Genomic DNA, 17974 nt, shown 5'->3' on the forward strand with positions numbered 1-17974 from the left:
AAACAGACTTTGCGATATCTAAACCGATTGTAGTAATCTTCATAGGTGGACCCGTCCTCTTTTTGATGAGTTTTAGCGACTACATCGTGGCCCATTGCGAGGCCGATTAAAAGTGGATGGGTCCATTCCATTATCCCTGTTGGCGCCTTAATCTTTCGTTTAGAATTATTGGGAAGTAAGGTACTGATTTTGAAAAGCTATCTTTAATATCTGCACCGTACGTAGACATTGAAACAAGATTTAATTCAGGTTCACTACCATCGCTAGTAATAGTATCCTCGTCTGTAGGTATTCCATTAATAGTCCCGAACATGTCGCAATTGAACAAATGTTCTTTGAATCTACCTAATATAAAAAAATGTTCATCTAGTTCTGTTCGTGAAATAGGGAGTTCGCCATATAATTCAGTTTTGAAATCAATATCATTATGGTCGAAGTCAAGTTTTAAACCAAGGTTTGGTTTATAGATGACTAAATTAGCATCCTTATCTGCATTATCTTTACAAGCAAAGAAAATTGCCACTAGTAGGTTTGTTGTCCAGTCGAGCAATCTTGTGGGCAATCCATAATGTTGTGCATAGGTCAGTAATTCGAGATTATTTCTATGCTTCTCTCTTGCCTCAGGATGTATACGTACAAACTCTTTTAGTAATTTTGCCTCGTCATAGTAGCCAGTTATATTGCCATTTCCATCCTTGAACGGCCTAAACAGACTTGGAACAAGTTGATAACTAGAGTCGCTGTGCCCTCTATACCAATAGGTTCTAGAAGAGTCCATCTCATTGTCGGCTTCTTGTATAACCGATAAAAGCTCTTTCATTCAAATAACCTTGACTGTTAAAGTGCAGCTAACCACTGATCTTCAGAAATAATGGCAATGTCATAGCCTTTGGCTTGCATTTGCTTAGCGTGCTGAATTTTGGTGCCATGGCTTGAGTAAGCCCAGTCACGACTAGATAGTGAGCCAACCACCACGTAGTGAGTCGCCAACGTCGGTGTTTTTTTAATGATGTTAGCCCCTAAGCTTTTGGCTTTGGCTTCAATATTCATGCGGTTATCAGTTTTAAACTTACCTGTAAAACAAAAGCCTTTACCTGTGTGAGTAATACCTACCACAGTGTCAAAGCATTGAGTTGGAGAGTCTGCAGCATCACCCGTTTCGTTAAAGTCATTACCAGTAACTTGGGTGACTAACAGATAAAGTTCGACGCGTTCTTCTGTGGTGATAACGCCATCAGCGAGTATTTGATCAATCTTGTGGGTTAGTTGAGGCACTGGCCAAATATGTGCAATATCTGTGTTTGTGGCCAACCATTTTTTAAAAAATACAATTTCAGCATCGTTAATGTCAGCGTCAGCAGTAATACCTTTCAAAATCCCTAACAATACATTGAGATGATCTTTGCATTTGGAGTCGTCTAATTCTTTGTAGGCGATAACGTCCTCAATTAAACAAAACAAATCTTCATGCTCGTCATCGCTAATCGAACCGTCTTCAAGCACATCTGATAGCAAATCGATTAAATCAGTAGTATCTGGATCATCTTGTAAAAATTCATGTTCTTTTAGCCAAGCGTTTAAAAAAATCAACTCAGCAGGTTTAAGCTTAGTGTCGCAAATCACACCTGTTAGCACGCCTTTTAGCGAGCACAACGCTTTTTGCTTGTTGTGGTTAAAGTTAATGCGACTGTAGGGTTGACCATCATTGTCTAGTAGAGGATTTTTATCACTCATAATATGTCCTTATTTTAGTTGTTAAACCGTTTCTAAAATTGATACTACCTTGCCGTGGATCTTGGTGGTGTTTGTGTTTGGGTTGACTTGGTACTTATCACCAGCATGGAAACAGATAGGCATGGCCATCTGGCAGCATACGTAAATCACAAATTTGGTAAGTATCATTAATCGCAAACAAATAACGGCTATTTGAAACTGAGTTTAATTTGAGTGGATAAAGCAATTTACCTAACTCTTTGACAATTCGCTATACGTCAACGCTATTCAATGCAAACAAAAAGGGCTTAACCTTGCGGTTAAGCCCTTCTGGTAAAATTGGTGGAGGCGGCGGGACTTGAACCCGCGTCCAGAACACCTACATCCAAGGCGCTACATGCTTAGTCTTTCTTTTGGTTAACCTGAATAAACTCCGAAAGACAGGATTTCATCAGGCGAGTCCGGTACTGTTTCGCGGTTCACCCCCGGACGGGGTTCCCTCGCTATCAAATGTAAGATGACCATCTGTATACACTGCCCATTTGAGAGACCTGTGTCAGATGGCTAGCTAGCCTAAGCTGCTAGAGCGTAGTTATCGTCGTTTGCAACTATAACTGTGCGGCTTTTTACGAGGCCAACCGCCCCTCGGCATGCTCCCAGGGTTTCGTGAATCCTGTCGAATCCAGAATCGCCCCCAAGAAAGTTGATTGTAACCTGTCGCTTAAAGATAACCTAGTATCATTTATGACAAGTGCAATCGTTTGTTCATTATCCACGCGTTTTCTCTTTTTTCATCACCCGGGCTTTTTCAACTTCCCATTCCCGTGCTTTAGTGTCTTCGCGCTTATCGTGATCTTTTTTACCTTTGCCTAGGCCAATTTCCACTTTGACCCATGCACCTTTACGCCAGTACATTGAAATCGGAATGATAGAGTAGCCTTGGCGTTCGACTAAGCCCGCCAGTTTGTCGAGTTCTTTGCGGCTTAGGAGTAATTTTTTTAATCGAAGCGGGTCGCAAACTACATGTGTCGATGCAGTATTGAGCGGAATAATAGTGCAGCCATGCATAAAGGCTTCACCATTTTTCAGGAATACATAGCAGTCCGACAGGTTGACCTTACCCATGCGGATCGACTTCACTTCCCATCCCATAAGGGACAGGCCAGCTTCCATTTTTTCTTCGAAACGGTATTCGAAGGTTGCGCGCTTATTGCGTGCGATAGTCGCAGGCGCGGCTTTTTTTGAGTTTTTCTTTACCATAGTGGCGCCATTATACGCACGGTGAATCAATTTGAAATGGATATAAGGGCTTATTTGACTTATTTCAACCCTATAGTATTTTATTGCTGATTTTTTATACTCACATGGTGCAAAACGCTATGGGGGTGATGCCCCTATGTGAGCAAGGGATGCGTTTTTTGCATATCGTGATAAAATCCCATGCAATTTTTAGTTTCCCTAGGTTTCTTAGGGCACGTGAATTTACTTGAGATCGCGTGAATTGGTTATGTAAAGAGTGCCTAAGCCCTATGCCGCAAATTTCTCGAAGTGTGTTAGTTCGTTTTAGTGCTATGCAAATGTATGATTTGGTTAATGATGTTGAGTCATATAAAGAGTTTTTACCCGGTTGTGTTGGCGGAAAAGTGTTAGAGTTTGATGGTAAAACTATGTTGGCTTCGGTTGACGTGAGTAAGGCGGGGATCCGTAAAACTTTTACCACGCGTAATCAGGTTGTTCCGGGTAAGCGTATTGATTTAACGTTAGAAAATGGGCCTTTTAAACATTTACTCGGACAGTGGCGTTTTACCGAATTAACCGAGGATGCCTGTAAGGTGGAGTTCGATTTAAGCTTTGAGTTTTCGAGCTCACTCGTCGATATGGCCTTTGGTAAAGTGTTTAATGATCTTATGGTATCAATGGTGACGGCGTTTACGAGCCGAGCTAAGGTAATTTACCGTGGTAAATGAAGCAGATAAGTTTATAGTCGATGTTATTTATGCTCTGCCGATGCAGCAGAAAGTCATTTCTGTGAGCGTGCATCCTGGCACTAGCGCGATTGAGATAGTACGCCAGAGTAATATGGTGAGCTTTTTCCCTGAGATCGATCTAGATACGGTGAAATTAGGGGTGTTTAGCAATCTGGTTAAGCATGATCAAGTAATTTTACCGGGACAGAGGGTTGAAATTTACCGCCCTTTGATTGCCGATCCTAAGGATGTACGCCGTCGCCGTGCCGATAAGGCTAAGGATGAGGGGCGCGCGAACAAAGTCACGGGTGGCCGTGCTTAATTGCATTTTGCGCATTATGGGTCATTAGAAATAAAAAAGCGCCTAAGGCGCTTTTTTATTTCTGAATAAATTCAAAGTACTATTAAGTTTTTAACACTACTTAATGGGTTTTTGCACTTGTGCTTCAGATTGATTTTCTTTCACTAACGGCTTTTCATCTGGACGCTGCACAGGGATCAAAGGCGTTGTTTCGGTCGTTGTTGCCATAGGCAATTTGCTTTGTTCCAGTGGGGTATCAAATTCTTTACTTAATTCATAATCCCCAGTTACCGAAGTTAATTTGTTGCCCGTAAAACGCAGGATCAACTCTTTGTGGGTGATACTGGCATCGCGGCCACTCTTATAGTGATAAACATAATACCAAGTATCATCGGCAAAGCTATCGCGTAACACTGGACGGCCGAGAATGTATTCGGCTTGTTCTTTGGTCATGTCGATACGCAACTTTTCAACTTGTTGTTGTTCCATGTAGTTACCCTGTGGAATGTCCGGCTTATATATCAGCCAATCGAACACACTACATGCACTGAGCGAAACAGAGAGCGCCACAGCGCCCAGCAGGGTAAGACTTTGCTTTTTATTGATCATTGTATGCGCTACTTCTGAAAATCTGGCGGCCATAATACCCAAGCATTCCCCCTTATGACAAGGGCATTCGGGCTTTGCTGCCTTCATAGTTCGAATTGTGTGAGTTTTCGACCTAGGATTTGGGGTTAAGTTCTCAAATGGTGGAGATATTTGTTCGTTATTGGGCCGAGGTTTTTATTTTATGCTTTATTTGGCGAGAGATTACTCAATGGTTAAGCAAATTCTACCAAATGGAGTGCTGCAATGTAGCAATGTTGTAAAAACATGGGTAGAGTTGTGAAAAGGTTTTACTTTGATGGTGTTAGCATTTTTTTATGGTTTTAGGGAGTAGCATAGGGTTTCGCTATCGTTTATCTCGCCAATTATGCTAACTCTTTAGTTAATGAGACAAAACATATCTTGTAAGGTGAACTTGGGGGCAATTTGGGGTCATTAGTCTGTGTGGGAACAGGTTTGCAGCTAGCGGGACAGATAAGCGTCTTAAGCCGCAGCTATATTGAGCATGCCGATATCGTATTTTCACTCCTGCCCGATGGCTTTTCCCAGCGTTGGCTGATGAAAATCAACCCGAATGTCATCAATTTGCAGCAGTTTTATGCGCAAGATGGCGAGATAAAAAATCGCAGACAAACCTATGAACAAATGGTCAATGCCATTTTGGAGGCCGTGAGGGCGGGCAAAAAAACAGTTTGTGCACTCTATGGTCATCCGGGCGTGTTTGCCTGTGTTTCCCATATGGCAATTACGCGGGCGCGGACGGAGGGATTTTCGGCCAAGATGGAGCCTGGGATCTCGGCTGAAGCTTGTTTATGGGCGGATCTGGGTATCGACCCTGGTAACTCTGGTCACCAAAGTTTTGAAGCCAGTCAGTTTATGTTTTTTAATCATGTGCCGGATCCCACTACCCACTTATTACTCTGGCAAATCGCCATTGCGGGTGAACATACATTAACTCAGTTCCATACGTCGGCGGACAGATTGCAAATTCTGGTGGAGCAACTTAACCAATGGTATCCCCTCGAACATGAGGTGATTATTTATGAGGCGGCAAACTTGCCAGTGCAAACGGCGCGTATCGAACGCTTGCCCCTTGTTGATTTACCCCAAGCGCACTTAACACCGATTAGCACTTTGTTAATTCCGCCAGCAAAAAAGCTGGAGTACAACTATGCTATTTTGACTAAGTTAGGGATAAGCCCCGAAGATTTAGGCTAAATGGATAATATTGAGTCACTATTAATAACAAGGAGAAAATATGTCTGCATTATCGGATTTTTTCACCCAGCTAGGCCAAAATGCGCAGTTAATGGAAGACTATAAACAGGATCCAGAGGCGGTGATGCGTGCCCATGGGTTAACTGATGAAGAAATTACCGCGGTGATGACGGGGGATATGGAAAAATTGAAAAACCTGAGCGGGGATGAAAGTTATCAGTCCTACCTTGTTATTTCACATGGTAATGGTGATTAGTTGAAGCGTGTTTGCGCTTTATTTGCGATTATCTTGGGTATACTCTGTATGCCCTTAATTGCTGCACCTACAAATTACGATGAAACGCTAACTAAGATTGAAACATTGCAACATTCCGATTTACCCGCTGCGATAAATCTACTTAAAACGACTGAACCTGAATTTGATTCTATGTCGCGCTTGCAACAGGGGCGATTCTTGGTCTTTAAAGGGGCTGCTTCTATTTATGCCGGGCAGTATCAAACAGCTATCGATACATTGAATCAGTCGGAAGCCTTACTGAAAGATTCTGATATGCTATTTTCTGCATATAGCTATGAGGCGACAGCCTATATTGCTTTACGCCATTTTAATGATGCTTTCAATGTGATGGGGAAGAGTCTTAGATTAATTGAGCGCATTGAAGATGTTAACCTTAAACGTGCCTCATATTTACGTTTGGCCAGTCTCTATGCCGCCATGGGGATTACAGAAGAAGTGGCTACATACGCAGCTAAAGCTCTTGCTCTTGCTTCTCCTAATGATGTTAAAGATGTGTGTGTATCTAAATTATATTTATCCGTTCACCAGTTAGAATTAAAGTCTTATTCTCAAGCATTTGATGAATTTAAATTCACTCATAGTTTTTGTGAGTCCAATGGCTATCCACTAATTGCGTATATTGCATTAAAAGGTATGGGTGAATCTAAGTTAAGGTTGGATGAACCACTCCCAGCCGTATCCTATCTATTAGATGCGCTAAAAGGCTATGAGTCATTTAATTTTCAGCTTGAGATAAATAGTACACATGCGTTGCTCAGTGAAGCCTATTTGATGTTACAGGATTTTGCGAAAGCAGAGTTACATGCTCAGCATCTTATGAAACTTTCCGATGACTCTAGTAATACGGAACTTAAGCACACTGCCTCACGGGTGCTCGCCAAGATTAGCGCTCAAAATAAACAATTTGAGCAAGCCTATGAATACTCAAGAAAAGAGCAGTATTATAATCAACTGATCTTTGATCAGTCCAAGATGAAAACCCTCGCTTACCAGGCCGCTAAGTTTAATGCCGATGAACAGGCCCGTGAAATCAATTTACTCAATAAAGAGCGTGAACTTTACATCGCTCAACAAACGGTAAAAGAGCGTGAATACACGAATATGCTGATGTTTATCACGATATTAGTTGGAGGGCTGTTTTTCCTCGGAATTTTATTAATCGTTGGGAATCTGCAAAAGCGCAAGTTTATGCGCATGGCGAGGATCGATGCCCTCACAGGCGTGCTTAATCGTGGTGCGGGGCAAGAACTCGGGGAAAACCTGTTTGTGCAAGTTGCGGCCCGTGATGGGGATTTTTGCGTGGTCTTGTTCGACTTAGATCATTTTAAACGGATCAATGATTCTTTCGGCCATGGCACGGGTGACTGGGCGCTGAAGAAGGTCGTTGAGTCACTTAAGCCCCAGATCCGTAATGGTGATGTATTTGCTCGGATTGGTGGCGAAGAGTTTGCAATCTTTCTGCCCTACGCTAATGAAGCAAAGGGAATGGAGGTTGCCGAACAGTGTCGAACCAGAATTGAGGCAATTGATACCCATTTTTCGGGGCATAAATTTGTGATCACCGCCAGTTTTGGAGTGAGTGGTATGAGGTCGGAGGATTTAAGTCTTGATCCCCTATTGCACCGTGCCGATATGGCCTTATACGCGGTCAAATCCAGTGGGCGCAATAGCGTTTTTTGCTATTCGGATATGTTAAAGTCTGATAAACAAGCGACCAGTTTAGGTAACCGCTTGGTGAGTATGCCCTAAGTGTTTTAGCGGTTGGGGTATCTATGCCGCCGCGGATTGATGGATATCAATCTCTTCTTGTCTTTAGTGTTTATCCCTGTTTTCCTCCTCCGCCGACTTATCCTTGCGTTTTGATTTTCTCCTCCTAAGTTTTAGGGTTTGTTAACAAATAAATAGGGTATGATTAGCAATAATTAGGTGTGCGTGCTTGTTTCCTATCATTTTTACTTTGTTGGAGCCCTGATGGAACAGTCGAGTTTGCTGACTTCTGTGCTACTTTTTTTACTCGCCGCGGTGATTTTTGTGCCCTTGGGTAAGCGCTTTGGGGCGGGGCCTATTCTGTCCTATCTTGCTGCTGGGGTGATTTTAGGGCCTGGAGGCATGGCGTTAGTTTCCGATCCCGCCGCCGTTTTACACTTTGCGGAGCTTGGCGTAGTGCTGATGTTGTTCGTGCTTGGGCTTGAACTCAATCCAAGTAAACTTTGGGAACTACGCAGTGCTATCTTTGGCTTAGGTAGTGGTCAGTTACTGCTTTCCTGGGCGGCGATTGGTGGTTTAGCTTGGGGATTTGGCCTATCGGTTGAGGCGGCGTTAGTGGTCGGTGCTGCGCTATCCTTATCTTCGACTGCTTTTGCGGTGCAACTGATGAGTGAGCATAGACTGCTGACGACACCTCTTGGGCGCGATGCCTTTGGGGTACTGTTAATGCAGGACCTTGCAGTGATCCCTATGCTGTTACTCACAGCCTACTTAGCACCCAATTCGGCACAGATTGAACATCATGCCGTGCCTTGGTATTGGACCTGTGTGGCATTAGTCGGCTTTGTGTTGGTGGGCAAATATTTACTGCCACGAGTGCTTAAATTAGTGGCAAGTAGCGGTGTACGTGAAGTGCTGACTGCTTTTGCATTATTGCTGGTGATGGGCAGTGCCGAGTTGATGGAATTGCTCGGGTTATCCGCGGGTATGGGGGCATTTTTAGCGGGGATTATGCTGGCAAACTCCAGCTATCGACATCAGCTTGAAACGGATATAGAGCCCTTTAAGGGGCTCTTACTCGGCCTGTTTTTTATGGCGGTCGGTATGAGTATGGATTTAACGTTATTGCTGACCGATCCCTTACTTATCTTAGCCATATTGCTGGGGATGTTAGTGATTAAAACCTTAGTGCTGATGCTACTTGGGCGATTACGTCACCATACTTGGCGCCCGAGTATTGCCCTTGGATTAATCTTGGCCGAGGGGGGCGAGTTTGCCTTTGTGCTGTTATCGCAGGCACAATTATCGGGTATTGTGGGCGACAAAATTGCACAGATTTTGGTGCTTGCTATCGGTCTATCTATGGCGGTTACACCTATGATTTTCTCCTTGTTCCGGGCCACTAAAGCCAAAGTGGTGGATACTCGGCTACCCGATACCATTAATGTGACAGAATCTGAGGTAGTGATCGCGGGCTTTGGTCGAGTAGGGCAGATAACGGGACGTATTTTGGCCTCCTCGGGTATTCCATTTGTGGCTCTGGATAAGGATGCCAGCCATGTGGATGTTATTCGTAAATATGGTGGTGAAGTGTATTTTGGTGATGCCAGACGTTTAGATATGTTGATGTCGGCGGGAATAGCACGCTCACGTTTACTCTTGCTGGCGGTCGATAATGTTGAGGATTCCATTGAGATTGCCCAGCAAGTGAAAACCCACTTTCCCCATATCCATATTGTGGCGCGGGCAAGGGATCGTAACCATGCCTATCGTTTGATGAGTCTGGGCATAACCGATGTGTTCCGTGAAACCTTTGGCTCGGCGTTATCCGCCAGTGAGAAGATCCTTCAAGGCTTAGGTTTGTCGCAGGTGCAGGCCAACGAGCGGGTAAAAATCTTTGCCGAGCACGATAAAAAACTGGTGGTTGCCAGTGCTGTCCATCAACATGATTTAGCGACGCTGATTGATTTATCTAACAAAGGTAAAGCCGAGTTGGAGTCCTTGATGCGCGGCGATAGGGAAAATGTGAGTTAAGTTTTATTGCCTAAGAGAATCAAGAGAGCCTATTGGCTCTCTTGTTGTTTATAGCTGCGAGGGAAATACTTAGAAACGCTAGTTATATTGCAGTTTTACATTGCGCTCTTCGCCCGGCATGCCGCCGAGGAATATGGCTTTACTGTAATAGTCTTTGTTGAATAGATTGTTGATATTGAAAGTCCTTTCCACGAGTTGGCGGCGTAGCTGATTGCCGATCCCACTATGGTATAGCTAGGCAGGTAACCCTCTGGTATCCCAAATGAGCTCGAGTGCGTGCTTCTATCATCCACATATTTTGCACTAAGACTGAGTTCGATTGAGCTCGGTAGTGCAAACCTGTGTCACTGTAGGTTACTCAGGCACTGGTAGTCACATAGGGTACGCCTTTTTGACTGCTGTTGTAGGTTGAACTGTTTGGATTTTGTTTATCCCTTGCTTCTTGGTATATACCGTTCGGTTTGATACGCCAGTTGTCATTTCAGTGGGCATTGAGCTCAACCTCAACCTCAACCTTTGCTTCAGCCCTTGAGTATCTAGTGCTGTGAGTGATCTGCAAAATGGTTTCATTGATGTAGCTCCCCATGAAAAGGTTGCGAATAATCATTTTGATTCTATATGCAACACATGTTTCAGGATGGGAAGAGGTATTGCAGCGACATTCTTTACGTATAAAAAACGGTAAATATTAAGGGGAGGGAGTCCTACTACCGAGCAGATCCCATTCTGTTGATGGCATTCTCGCTAACATGCCGCTGTTATTTCGATTTTGTTTCATTTTTTTTATAAAAAAGTGATTTATTTTTTGAGTTAACCAGAGCAACCGACCTTGTTGATCTGGAAACGCAACCCTAAGGGGAGTTATCTATGGGATTACAGATTTTACTGTTTACGTAAACGTCAAATTGAAACGGTCGTTTAAATTTATTGTATAGTGCTTTACATTTAACCAAATGATTTTAAATGATTTTAAATCTTTACCTCTAGGTTAGTTCAAAACATCTTCATATTTCTACTTAGGTCTAATATGGCTTTAAGTGTGTATCTAAAAAAATACTTAATGTAATAAAAGTACGTAATAAATTACATTGTATTGTCGTTGGTAAAGTTGTCTGACAATTTTCATATTAGTAAATATTTATGCTATTTATACAATTTTATTTTAGTTATAAATCAATTGCTTTATTGCGTTTTCCTTGCTTGGTATGACCAATTTTAAATGTTGCTTTGGTTAATTTTAAGCAATTTTCAACCCTGGTTTGACTGTTGCAAATACAAAGGTTTGTCGGTAAGTTTTAGTTCGAAACAAACATTTGATGGTTTTGTGGCTGATATTTAGACAGCGGTGATTGGGGGCTTGTCCCAGTGTCTGCGACAAAACTGTGATAGTTGAGCCTCTTGGGAGGGCAAGAAGATGACGGAACACACTTTGAGTAAACAGCAGTTGAATTTAGCGCAGGGGAAATCAATTTCCAGTAGTCCATTAACAATTGTGGGCAAGGATATCCCTGGGCAGGAAGTCATTTTTACCGAAGGGGCAATTGCCTTACTCGAGTCTCTTTGCCGCGAGTTTGGCGACGAGGTTCCTGCGCTACTGGCTAAGCGTAAAGACAAGCAAGCACGAATAGATAAGGGGGCTTTGCCAGACTTTTTACCCGAAACCCGTGCGATTCGAGATGGGGAGTGGCAAATCCGAGGTATTCCTAAAGATCTGCTTGACCGCCGCGTAGAAATCACTGGTCCCGTTGAACGTAAGATGGTGATCAATGCACTCAATGCAAACGCCAAAGTGTTTATGGCTGACTTTGAGGACTCCTTAGCACCGAGTTGGCAAAAAGTCGTCGAAGGTCAAATCAATCTACGCGATGCAGTGCGGGGGGATATCGAGTACACGGCTCCCGAAACGGGCAAACACTATAAGCTGGGGCCAAATCCTGCGGTATTGATCTGTCGTGTCCGTGGTCTGCATTTAAAAGAGAAGCATGTTGAGTTCAATGGTCAGGCCATTCCCGGCTCACTGTTCGACTTTGCCCTGTATTTTTACCATAACTATCGCCAACTGCTGGCGAAGGGCAGTGGACCTTACTTCTATATCCCTAAACTAGAAAGCCATATTGAGGCGCGTTGGTGGGCAAAAGTGTTTGCTTTTGTTGAAGAAAGGTTCTGTTTACAGGCGGGAACTATCAAGTGTACTTGCCTGATTGAGACTTTGCCTGCGGTGTTTGAAATGGATGAGATCCTCTATGAATTGCGTTCTAACATTGTCGCGCTCAACTGCGGCCGTTGGGACTATATTTTCAGTTATATCAAAACATTAAAGCGCCATAGTGACAGAGTGTTGCCCGATCGTCAGGCGGTGACTATGGACACCCCTTTCTTAAGTGCTTACTCAAGACTCTTGATTAAGACTTGCCACAAACGTGGCGCCTTAGCCATGGGCGGAATGGCCGCCTTTATTCCAGCGAAAGATCCCGCACAAAATGAAGCCGTTTTGCAGCGAGTACGTAGGGATAAGGAGTTAGAAGCGCGAAACGGCCACGATGGTACTTGGGTTGCACACCCTGGGCTTGCTGACACGGCCATGGGGATTTTCAACGAATATATTGGTCAAGACCATAGTAATCAGTTGCATATTACCCGCGATGTGGATGCACCTATCCTCGCTGCAGAGCTACTCAAAACCTGTGACGGTGAGCGTACCGAGCAGGGCATGCGCCTCAATATTCGTATTGCCTTGCAATATTTAGAAGCGTGGATCAGCGGCAATGGTTGCGTACCTATTTACGGCTTAATGGAAGATGCGGCCACGGCGGAAATTTCTCGGGCATCTATTTGGCAGTGGATCCAACACGGCAAGTCGCTCTCAAACGGCAAGCTTGTCACTAAACAACTCTTTAAAGACATGCTGGTGGAAGAGTTAGCCAATGTGAAGCAAGAAGTGGGTAGCGACAGGTTCACCCATGGCAAGTTTACCCAAGCCGCAGTATTGCTCGAGGATATTACCACTTCAGACGAGCTGGTCGATTTCTTAACCTTACCCGGTTACGAGATGCTCACGGCTTAACATAAAAGTTGTTAACGGTTTTATGTAAAACACTATTAGCTGTGGCGGGGCTACCGCCAATTAAACCCATGAGCATAGTGAAACTGGGGGGCAGTTTCATGATAGCTACAACATCACAGAGAAAGGAGTGACCCTATGACTAAGGCAACGCAGATTTCACGTCAACAGCAGATTGATGCGATCAAGAAAGACTGGGCAGAAAACCCACGTTGGAAACATGTGCGTCGTCCTTACACGGCGGAGGAAGTAGTGGCGTTACGTGGCTCAATCGTGCCAGAGAACACCATTGCAAAACGGGGTGCGGCTAAGTTATGGGACTTAGTCAATGGTGGTGCGAAAAAAGGTTATGTCAACTCCCTTGGGGCCTTAACCGGTGGCCAGGCGGTACAACAGGCCAAGGCAGGAATCGAAGCGATTTATCTTTCTGGCTGGCAAGTGGCTGCCGATGCGAACTTGGCCGGCACTATGTACCCAGACCAATCCTTGTACCCAGCAAACTCGGTACCGGCTGTGGTATCGCGGATTAACAATTCTTTCCGCCGTGCTGACCAAATACAATGGGGTAATGGCGTCAATCCAGAAGATGAAGCATTTGTGGATTACTTCCTGCCGATCATTGCCGATGCTGAGGCAGGTTTTGGCGGCGTATTAAACGCCTTCGAATTGATGAAGTCGATGATCGATGCGGGCGCTGCCGGTGTGCATTTTGAAGATCAGTTAGCTTCGGTTAAAAAATGTGGCCACATGGGCGGTAAAGTATTAGTGCCTACCCAAGAAGCGGTGCAAAAGTTAGTTGCGGCGCGTTTAGCGGCGGACGTGAGCGGGGTTGAAACCTTAGTGATTGCCCGTACCGATGCGAATGCGGCGGATCTGTTAACGTCCGATTGCGATCCCTATGACCGTGACTTTGTGACTGGCGAGCGTACCTCTGAAGGTTTCTATCGCGTTAGAGCGGGCCTTGACCAAGCGATTTCCCGTGGTCTTGCCTATGCCCCATATGCAGACTTGATTTGGTGTGAAACCGCTAAGCCTGATTTAGAAGAAGCACGCATTTTTGCCGAAGCTATCCACGCCAAATACCCAGATCAGCTATTGGCCTATAACTGTTCACCTTCCTTCAACTGGAAGAAAAACTTGGATGACGCCACAATTGCACGCTTCCAACAAGCTTTATCCGACATGGGCTATAAGTATCAGTTCATCACTTTAGCCGGTATCCACAACATGTGGTACAACATGTTTGATCTCGCGTATGACTATGCTCGTGGTGAAGGTATGAAGCACTATGTCGAGAAAGTTCAAGAAGTTGAGTTTGCTGCGGCCAAGAAGGGTTATACCTTCGTTGCCCATCAACAGGAAGTGGGTACTGGTTATTTCGACCAAGTGACGACAGTGATCCAAGGTGGCCATTCATCGGTCACCGCTCTGACTGGCTCCACCGAAGAAGAGCAGTTCTAAGCAGTTGTTAAAGTCGATTTACCCGTAAGATGTTGTCAATGTAAGCCCTGTGTTTAGCTGCGTTGCAGCTGTTGTACCCCCGTGCAGTTCGCCTACATGTGCTGCACGGGTTTTTAAGTCAAAACTTGTGACTTAACTTCCTACCCAGTAAGTATTTGCTTGCCTAAGCTTGGCGACTCTCTGAGTCGCTATTTTTTTATTGTTAACTCACTGATTATTATGGTGCAACTCTGGTTCGAGTTGGTGCAATTTTTAGCGGATTCTATTAACGCTTATTGCTATCTCATTGTTATTTAATGGCTAGTAAAAATGGCCTGAATAATGCTCTCAATATAAGGCAAGCTTATTTGCGCACTTAAGCTGTTTGTTGGCATTCATATTGAGGTCATCGCCATGAAATATTACAGTCGTCGTTTAGTCAAACCCGAACATTTAAATCCTGCGAACACACTGTTTGGTGGCCAGCTATTAAGTTGGATTGACGAAGAGGCCGCCATCTTTGCTGCCTGCCAGATGAAGAGCACTAGTCATGTCACTAAGTTGATCTCAGAAATCAATTTTATGACCCCAGCCCGCCAAGGGGATGTACTCGAATTTGGTCTAGAGTTAGTGAGTCTTGGACACAGTTCTATCACTGTCAGTTGTCAGGTGCGCAATAAGATGACGCAGGCGCCTGTGGTCAGTATCGATAAGATGGTCTTTGTCAATGTCAATGCTCAAGGTTTACCCGTGCCCCATGGCATTCGTGCCAATGCGGCCTGAACGGTTAGTCCCTTGCAAAAAAATGAAGTGACGCCAAGGCGTCACTCTGTGTCTTTGGTCAAATCCTCCTTGACTGACTTGACCGCATCCCGTGATGCATGGCCTATCGCTTTAGTCGTGTCTCTGGTGGCATGACCTATCTCTTTGGTGACATCTTTCGTGGTGGTGCCAATGGCTCGTCCAGCGTCCTTTAAATCTGCACAGGCCGTAGTTGCAAGCAATAGCGGGATCATTATCAGTGTCGCTTTATTCATCTTGATGTCCATCACTTAAAGGTGAGTTTCTAATATTAAGTGCGATCAATATAACAGATAGTTGCACTTAATGTTCTACTCAGCATGCAGGCGTTGTCATTAGTGTAATTTTAAGTGCGGATGGATGATACGACTAATGCCCTTAGCAAACATGAGTAGGGTTCCCTTGACGATGCCGTGCAGCTCAATTAAGTGTCTACGGTAGAGTGAGGTATAGACAAAACGTGCAATTTTGCCTTCAACCATCACGCCGCCGCCAATAAAAGACATTAAATTTCCAACCGTGTGGAATTTAGAAAGATTGACGAGCGAACCTAAATCTTTGTAGAGATATTCATGTATGGCCTCCTTGCCTGCGAGCAGCAGTTGTATATTGTCCGCCGTCATTAGTGCCATCTGTCTTGCCGATTGCCCCCTAGGTGGGACGAAAGTGCCATCGGGCTGTGGGCATGCCGCGCAATCCCCTATGGCAAAAATATGGGGATCTCGGCTGGTTTGCATATTCTGTTTTACCATGAGTTGATTGATATGGTTGGTTTCTAAGGCGCCAATATCCTTTAAAAAATCCGGCGCTTTTACCCCCGTTGACCAGATCACCATATCGGCGGGGATCATCACGCCATCGGTTGTTGTCAAACCGTCTGCCGTGACTCGATTAATGCGGGTGTTGGTCATGACCTTTACACCCAGCACCGCCAGTTCCTTAGCGACTGAGTCAGAGATTTCTACTTTTTCAACCTTAGGCAAAATGCGTTTATCCGCTTCGATGAGCGTTACTTCGAGTAAACGGGAATCAATGTTGTAACCAAAGCCGCGTAATTGATCGACCGCATGGTGCATTTCCGCGGACATTTCGACCCCAGTGGCTCCCGCACCGACCACCGCGATTTTAATTTTATCCGCGAGCAGACTGTGGCTGGCATAGCGCAGAAATTTGTTCAGTAGGATCTTTCGGATCGCCATGGCTTGCTCGGTATTGTCGAGAAATTGGCAGTATTCACGTACTCCAGGAATATTGAAATCATTCGCAATACTGCCAATAGCTATGACTAAGTAGTCGTAGTCTATGCGTCGTGCGGGCAATAGCACCTCGCCATTTTCATCACAAATCGCCGAGAGGACGACCTGTTGTGTCTGTCTATCAATATCCGTCATGGCTCCCTGCTGAAAATGGTAACCATGTGCGGCGGCGTGGCTTCGATAGCTTAGGGCATCAATGCCGATATCGAGTGCGCCAGTCGCGACCTCATGCAGTAGGGGTTTCCAAATATGACTTTCGGCACAATCGATTAGTGTCACATTTGCCTTTTCTTTGCGACCGAGCCTATGGCCCAATTTCGTCGCAATTTCCATGCCTCCAGCGCCTCCTCCAACGATGACAATATTCGCAATAGCCATGCAATTTCTTCCTGTTCAGTGTGATCTGGGGTCAGCGTGTGAGCCAAAAATTGCGGCCCTGATACAAAATATTAACAGTGGCATTATGCCCTAGGCAATTGAGGTAAAAAGTGCTCTAAAAGCTGAAATATATAACAATTTTTATTTTACTATTTGAATTTGCTGCAATTTTTGTTTTATCGTTTGAACGCTATTCAAGCTAAGTTGACGGGCAAGGTCAGGAAGTGTGATCTGTCTCGTGCTGTGAATTTGATAATTGTGCGCTAGCTCACCTCTCGGTTGTTGGGCTATAAAGCGTTTGAACTGTTTTTTGGGGAGAGTGAGGGTGAAACTGTATGGGCTGAGTGTGAATAGGGGAGTTGATGGTGGCAATTATTATGGGTGCCAGCACTGAGCGTGGCACCCGTCGAGGAGTGATTAAACCTGTTCGAGCTTGGCTAAACGCTGCTGATAATCTTCGATCAGATGCTGCATAATTTCCTCTGGCGCGGCATCGTCACAACATTCGTCTAAAAAGATTTTAAAGGTGACGAGGGCGTGGCCATCATTTTTCAACCTGTCACTCTGCATGGAAAAGTAAGCGTCTTCATTCTCGGCTTTACGAACAATAAACTTATTGGTTTCGAAGGATTTATTACCTGAAAGTTCATGCCATTTGGTAATACGGTTTAACGCAATTTCACAGGACTGGTTCATTTCGATATGGTTTAACCAAGTTACGGGATGTTCAGGATCTTTGTAATGCGGACATCTAACTGTGTAGTTATATACGTGCGTGATTGCTGTCATAGCGTACCTACCTGTTCGAGGATATTGTTGCCATCATAGGCATCGTTTTTGAATCCGGTCAATCATTAATTATGGTCATTATGTTCGGTTGTTTTTCTAAATAAATAGTTTCTTTTTGTATGAAAATTAAACAGTTGCTTAGGTTTGTTATGGCTCTATTTAGCATGAGTTTTTTACCAATAACTTTGTGCTAGCTCTCAGTTTAGAATGAAGTTTCGTTTTTACTGAATTACTGATTAATAAAGCAACAATTGACGGTCAGTGCTATCAGTGTAAGTGATAAAAATAGTGTTAGGCTCAATAAATAGAGTAATCGCGTATTGATGGAATAAACGCAGGCCATAAAAGCAGAAGGGAGAATGGACAGAGGCCCATTCCTTAGAATGGGCCTCTCAGCTGGCTTCA

At 44.4% G+C, this 17974-nt stretch carries 16 protein-coding genes, 1 other RNA gene and 1 pseudogene; 9 read left to right on the top strand and 9 right to left on the bottom strand.

Annotated elements, in window-relative coordinates; all coding sequences use genetic code 11:
• Positions 1-130: 130 nt before the first annotated feature.
• The 4 genes from SOHN41_RS19790 to smpB form a co-directional block, all read right to left on the bottom strand.
• The gene (locus SOHN41_RS19790) at positions 131-820 is read right to left on the bottom strand and encodes an FRG domain-containing protein (protein ID WP_007646476.1); all 690 of its coding nucleotides are present in this window, start codon (positions 818-820) and stop codon (positions 131-133) included.
• A gap of 17 nt (positions 821-837) precedes the next feature.
• Positions 838-1734, bottom strand: coding sequence for a BRCT domain-containing protein (locus tag SOHN41_RS05685; protein ID WP_007646478.1), 897 nt, complete (start codon positions 1732-1734; stop codon positions 838-840).
• Positions 1735-2053: 319 nt separating this feature from the next.
• Positions 2054-2409, bottom strand: a transfer-messenger RNA (tmRNA) gene (gene ssrA, locus SOHN41_RS19800).
• Positions 2410-2481: 72 nt separating this feature from the next.
• Entirely contained in the window at positions 2482-2973 is a 492-nt protein-coding gene (gene smpB, locus SOHN41_RS05690) for an SsrA-binding protein SmpB (protein ID WP_007646482.1), read from the bottom strand.
• Positions 2974-3242: 269 nt separating this feature from the next.
• Here smpB and SOHN41_RS05695 point away from each other — a divergent pair, with 269 nt between their 5' ends.
• Entirely contained in the window at positions 3243-3680 is a 438-nt protein-coding gene (locus SOHN41_RS05695; RefSeq protein WP_007646486.1) for a type II toxin-antitoxin system RatA family toxin, read from the top strand.
• Positions 3670-4002, top strand: a complete 333-nt coding sequence (locus SOHN41_RS05700; protein ID WP_007646487.1) for an RnfH family protein — start codon at positions 3670-3672, stop codon at positions 4000-4002. The genes SOHN41_RS05695 and SOHN41_RS05700 overlap by 11 nt, the downstream gene beginning before the upstream one ends.
• 96 nt (positions 4003-4098) lie before the next feature.
• Here the strand turns inward: SOHN41_RS05700 and SOHN41_RS05705 are convergent, their stop codons facing one another.
• The gene (locus SOHN41_RS05705) at positions 4099-4590 is read right to left on the bottom strand and encodes an outer membrane protein assembly factor BamE (protein ID WP_007646488.1); all 492 of its coding nucleotides are present in this window, start codon (positions 4588-4590) and stop codon (positions 4099-4101) included.
• A gap of 423 nt (positions 4591-5013) precedes the next feature.
• On the opposite strand from SOHN41_RS05705, the gene SOHN41_RS05710 reads away from it, so the two are divergent.
• From SOHN41_RS05710 to SOHN41_RS05725, 4 genes are all read left to right on the top strand, one after another.
• Entirely contained in the window at positions 5014-5805 is a 792-nt protein-coding gene (locus tag SOHN41_RS05710; RefSeq protein ID WP_037458248.1) for an SAM-dependent methyltransferase, read from the top strand.
• A 40-nt stretch (positions 5806-5845) separates the two neighbouring features.
• Positions 5846-6061, top strand: coding sequence for a hypothetical protein (locus SOHN41_RS05715; RefSeq protein WP_007646491.1), 216 nt, complete (start codon positions 5846-5848; stop codon positions 6059-6061).
• Positions 6062-6109: 48 nt separating this feature from the next.
• Complete coding sequence (locus SOHN41_RS05720; protein ID WP_037458270.1) at positions 6110-7852, top strand: GGDEF domain-containing protein; 1743 nt, start codon at positions 6110-6112, stop codon at positions 7850-7852.
• A 222-nt stretch (positions 7853-8074) separates the two neighbouring features.
• Positions 8075-9844 (top strand): monovalent cation:proton antiporter-2 (CPA2) family protein, encoded by a 1770-nt coding sequence (locus tag SOHN41_RS05725; RefSeq protein WP_007646493.1) that lies wholly within the window; start codon positions 8075-8077, stop codon positions 9842-9844.
• Positions 9845-9922: 78 nt separating this feature from the next.
• On the opposite strand, the pseudogene SOHN41_RS20315 reads toward SOHN41_RS05725, so the two are convergent.
• A pseudogene (locus SOHN41_RS20315) lies at positions 9923-10352 on the bottom strand (TonB-dependent receptor); the annotation flags it as partial.
• A gap of 906 nt (positions 10353-11258) precedes the next feature.
• On the opposite strand from SOHN41_RS20315, the gene aceB reads away from it, so the two are divergent.
• From aceB to SOHN41_RS05740, 3 genes are all read left to right on the top strand, one after another.
• Complete coding sequence (gene aceB, locus SOHN41_RS05730) at positions 11259-12908, top strand: malate synthase A (protein WP_007646507.1); 1650 nt, start codon at positions 11259-11261, stop codon at positions 12906-12908.
• 135 nt (positions 12909-13043) lie between these two features.
• The gene (aceA, locus tag SOHN41_RS05735; protein WP_007646508.1) at positions 13044-14366 is read left to right on the top strand and encodes an isocitrate lyase; all 1323 of its coding nucleotides are present in this window, start codon (positions 13044-13046) and stop codon (positions 14364-14366) included.
• A gap of 393 nt (positions 14367-14759) precedes the next feature.
• A complete protein-coding gene (locus SOHN41_RS05740; protein WP_007646510.1) occupies positions 14760-15128 on the top strand; it encodes an acyl-CoA thioesterase in 369 nt (122 codons plus the stop codon).
• Between the two features lie 41 nt (positions 15129-15169).
• Here SOHN41_RS05740 and SOHN41_RS05745 read toward each other — a convergent pair whose 3' ends face one another.
• The 3 genes from SOHN41_RS05745 to SOHN41_RS05755 all read right to left on the bottom strand — a co-directional run bounded on the left by SOHN41_RS05745 (position 15170) and on the right by SOHN41_RS05755 (position 17569).
• Positions 15170-15382, bottom strand: coding sequence for a hypothetical protein (locus SOHN41_RS05745; RefSeq protein WP_007646511.1), 213 nt, complete (start codon positions 15380-15382; stop codon positions 15170-15172).
• A 99-nt stretch (positions 15383-15481) separates the two neighbouring features.
• A complete protein-coding gene (locus SOHN41_RS05750; RefSeq protein WP_007646519.1) occupies positions 15482-16780 on the bottom strand; it encodes an NAD(P)/FAD-dependent oxidoreductase in 1299 nt (432 codons plus the stop codon).
• A gap of 417 nt (positions 16781-17197) precedes the next feature.
• The gene (locus SOHN41_RS05755; protein WP_037458250.1) at positions 17198-17569 is read right to left on the bottom strand and encodes a hypothetical protein; all 372 of its coding nucleotides are present in this window, start codon (positions 17567-17569) and stop codon (positions 17198-17200) included.
• Positions 17570-17974 lie beyond the last annotated feature (405 nt).

This window comes from Shewanella sp. HN-41 (genome assembly GCF_000217915.1).
Lineage (GTDB): Bacteria > Pseudomonadota > Gammaproteobacteria > Enterobacterales > Shewanellaceae > Shewanella.